This is a genomic window from Bacillus sp. (in: firmicutes), assembly GCA_012842745.1.
In the GTDB taxonomy this organism is placed as follows: Bacteria; Bacillota; Bacilli; order Bacillales; family Bacillaceae_J; genus Schinkia.
The window spans coordinates 1-4,262 of record DUSF01000065.1 but is presented as its reverse complement, the minus strand read 5'-3'; the positions used below and the strand labels follow the sequence as shown (position 1 = coordinate 4,262).

Below are 4,262 nucleotides of genomic sequence, written 5' to 3'. Positions count from 1 at the left end.
CATCGTTATCATTGCTGTAGTTTGCATGGCCATCGTATGGATGCTGTATAACAAAACATGCCTGGGAAAAGAGATCTTTGCCGTAGGCGGCAATATGGAAGCAGCCCGGGTATCAGGTATAAACGTATTCAAGATCCAGATGGTCACATTCACACTGGCTGGAGCTTTCTATGCGCTTGCAGGTTGTTTGGAAGCAGCTCGTACCGGCGGAGCTACAAGCGCATATGGAGCAGGATATGAACTTGATGCCATTGCTTCATGTATAGTGGGAGGTTGCTCCATTACCGGAGGAGTAGGCACGGTAGGCGGTGTGTTTGCCGGAGTAATTATCTTCAATGTCTTAAACTACGGCCTTACATTCATAGGCATCAGCCCATACTGGCAGAATGTGGTCAAAGGTCTAATCATAATCAGTGCTGTTGCGCTTGATGTTCGCAAGTATGCTAAAAGAACGTAATACATATAACACTTGGTCAGCATTTTGGATGAAAACGGGATGATTTAGGTTTAAGGTATGGTATAATATATGAGTAATTTTTCAGCCGGGACAGCATCGAAAGGGGGACTATGCTTTGAAAAAACGCATTGTTTTATTGGTGTTTTTTGCCCTCTCTTTTGCTTTTACGGGATGTCAGAATGCAATATTATCTGAGAAAAATCAACCGATCCATAATACCTCCACGATGAGAATAACAGCTGTAATTCCACATGATGACAAAGCTTACTGGACAAGTGTCATCGATGGGATTACAGCTGCGGCTGAAGATTTTCCTGTTAACGTAAAAATCAGATTGCCTTCTATGAACTATAGTGTTCCCCAAATGACGGAGCTCATAAAAGAAGCAACAGCTGCTCGGGTCGATGCTATCATTGTCCAGGGCGTGGATGATCCGGACTATATCAAAGCACTTGAGAATGCATGGAAAAAGGGAATTCAGATAATATTCGTCGATACGGATCTGCCTCAGTTCCCCGAACATCTTTATATAGGAACTGATAACTACGCAGCAGGCAGGCTCCTTGGTGAGAAACTTGTGGAAGAAACAGGAGGACGGGCGAGAATAGGACTGATCAGCGGCGCGCCGGGCTATCCGAATCTGGAATTGAGACTACAGGGCATAAAGGATGTAATTTCAAGATATTCGGATATGTCTATTGAAGCAATCGAATATGATCAGTATGACTATATAACTTTTTATGAAAAATACAAGCTTTTAAGTCAGCGGGAGTATGGTATCGACACACTTGTATGCATAGAAGGAACGGGCACACTGAGTATGACCATAAGGGGAATACTTGATAAACGTGCTCCGGCATTCAAGTGTGTCATTGGTTTTGATTTTTATAAGGAATCGGAGAGGGTCCTTACCGAAGGACTGATGGACGGGGTCATCCGTCAACAAACATTCATAATGGGATATCGGAGTATCGAGGAAAGTTACCGGTATAAGACAGAAGGTCACTATTCCCACAATGTCATTCATACGGACATAGATTATTTAACTGCCTCCGATCTGAACAAGGAGGTCAAAGATGAAGTTCGGTAAGGAAAAACTCTTGAAAATAATCAAAAGGTATTCGCTACGCAACTCAATAAACAGAAAATATGGCTTCGGATATTTTCTTATCTTCCTTATGATGCTTGTAGTTTTTATAGTGTCCTTCACCTGCAACAATTTTATGGGCAAACAGTACGATGCGGCTCTCGATGACCTTTTGCATTTGAACGAGTTATTTACTGAAGTGGAGACTGCCAATCGTTACCTGTATGATTGCCTGATATATTTACGCCCCGCTACTCTGGAGAATAACATTCAAAGCATCGAATCTGTCAGGAAGGCATTGGATTTCGTATGGACTCAATTAGAGCAGGATTATTCCAGGGAAGTCATGGATCTGTACTGCATGGTGAAAACCTATCTTGAACAGAACACTGCGCTGACGAAGACACTCAGCGCTTACCAGATGGGAGAATCCCTTGAAGACAACCTGGTTGTTCAGAACTTGTATAAGGAATCTCAGAACACTATCGGATACATAAATCAAAGTTTCAAAGAAATCTATTCTATAAAACTCATCAGTACGCAAAATTTGCAGGCCCGGATGCAGCAATTGCGCTTCATCTTTAATGCTGTGATGGTAATGACGGTCCTGATCTCATTGGTTATTTTCTTTCTGTTTTACAACAGGGTAGTTGATGGACTGACCCGCTCAGTAAAAAAACTGACTGACTTTGCCAGCAATATGACGAAAAATCCGCTGTCCAGGGAGCATGTGACCGTCAAAACAGGGGATGAGCTTGAGGTGTTCGCCAACTGTTTCAACAATATGGTGGATACCATCCAGACACAGTTTGAGCAAATACAGAAAGATCACAGCATACGTGAACAACTCCAGAAAGCTGAGATGGAGAACATGCGCATATCAAGCGCACTTCAGAACAGTCAGCTGAAACTTCTGCAATCCCGTGTGAATCCCCATTTTCTGTTCAATACACTGAATATGATCTCCAGAACGGCGTATATTGAAGAAGCTGAAGAGACTGCAAGGCTGATCGAGGCCACGGCTGAATACCTGCGGTATAATCTCGGAAAGGTAACGAAATCAGTTACATTAGGAGATGAGATCGACAATCTCCGAAAGTATTTGTATATCCAGCAATGCCGTTTTGGAAACCGCATCGAATATATCTTTGAGGTTGACAGTGCCTGTGAAGGGCTGGATGTGCCCTGCATGATACTGCAGCCGGTCGTAGAAAACGCAATAAAATATGGCGTTGGAATGATGACAAGCGGCGGAAAGATAATCATACGTATCTACCATGAAAACGATCGATGTTGCATAGAGGTGGAAGATAACGGCAGAGGTATCCCGCCCGAGGAGCTTGCTGAGCTTCGTGAAGCTATGGCCAGAAAAGAATGCTTCAGTGAGCATATCGGTCTTAAAAACGTTTACCTGAGATTAATGATGTATTTTAATGATGATGTTGAATTTGAGATTTCAAGCAAACCCGGGTGCACCTGTATTCATTTCGGACTGCCATGGCGCAATTAAACATTGTATTCTAAAAAAGCCGGATAAGGGGGAAGCGGCATGTATACGATGATCATTGCTGAGGATGAAGAAATCGAACGCAAGGCGTTAAGCCTGCTTATACAAAAAGAGTTCCCGGAAATATCCGTAATAGGACTTGCTGAAAATGGCATTGAGCTTGTATCTCTTGTAGAGAAGCTGCATCCGGACATGGCGATCGTGGACATCAATATGCCTGGTATCAACGGCCTGGAGGCATTGGACATTTTGCGTTCCCGGGGTGTGAGTACACGGTTTATCATCAATACGGCGTATAATGATTTTGAATATGCGCAGCATGCTCTGTCGCTAAAAGTCGACTTCTACATACTGAAACCCCAGAAACGTTCTGATACCATCGCCACCATCCGAAAACTTTGCAATCTCATAGATGAAGATCGCGTCAATACCCAGAGCCAGCGCAAGATACAGGACTTGCTATGGCGCATCCGTCCGGCAATAGAAAGCGAGATAATGTATTCGATATTTATTAATGAGCCGGCAGAAAAAAGTTTTGCTGCCTGGTGTGAAATGCAGTCCATCAAATGGAACAGGGGTGTTATGATTTCCCTTTTGCCGGTAAATGGGGACAAGAATGCATTAAAGAATCAGGAAAAGGGAGCTTTGCACAATGTTCTGAATAATGCGCTGGAGTCAAGCTGTACCTATCTTGCGGCAATCACCGGAACAAGCATCAACCTGTTGGTGTTTGTGCCTGAGTTTGACGATATGGCAGCTGGATTTTGGCGAAGCTGGATTTCAGACGTGCTGCATGTTTTACTCAATAAACTGAAAAATGAAAGAGGCCTGTTGATGAAAGCCGGGGTCGGTGGCATTTATCATGATTTTCAGAAGATGACCGATTCATATCGAGAAAGTTTGCTCGCGCTAAGAAATCAGGAACAGGGACCTGTGTGTTTTTATCTTAAAGAAGATGACAATGGCATTTGCATGGAACGGCTGTTGTCCATTGCTCAAGCAGTTACAGAAGAAGTATATAGCGGACATATGCAGTCTATCGACAGTAAGCTGAGCGAGTTTGAACAGTTAGCGTTTGCTTACAGGGAATTCCCGGTGTTGCTTTGGCGCTTATGCGAGAATATGATCATTGAGGACGGGAATAACGGACCGATGTTAAGAGCGTTTTTCCGTACCTCTTACAGCGAGATCGAACAAGAAAAAGATCCCAT

Annotated in this window: 4 protein-coding genes; all 4 read left to right on the top strand. The window is 43.5% G+C overall.

What is annotated here, in order from left to right; genetic code table 11:
- Positions 1-457: beta-methylgalactoside transporter (locus tag GX497_18315; protein HHY75133.1), on the top strand; the 457-nt coding region annotated here is incomplete at its 5' end.
- Between the two features lie 115 nt (positions 458-572).
- On the top strand, positions 573-1,547 hold the full coding sequence (locus GX497_18310; protein ID HHY75132.1) for a sugar ABC transporter substrate-binding protein: 975 nt from the start codon (positions 573-575) through the stop codon (positions 1,545-1,547).
- The gene (locus tag GX497_18305) at positions 1,534-3,054 is read left to right on the top strand and encodes a sensor histidine kinase (GenBank protein HHY75131.1); all 1,521 of its coding nucleotides are present in this window, start codon (positions 1,534-1,536) and stop codon (positions 3,052-3,054) included. Before GX497_18310 ends, GX497_18305 begins: the two co-directional genes overlap by 14 nt.
- A 39-nt stretch (positions 3,055-3,093) precedes the next feature.
- Positions 3,094-4,262: response regulator (locus GX497_18300; protein ID HHY75130.1), on the top strand; the 1,169-nt coding region annotated here is incomplete at its 3' end.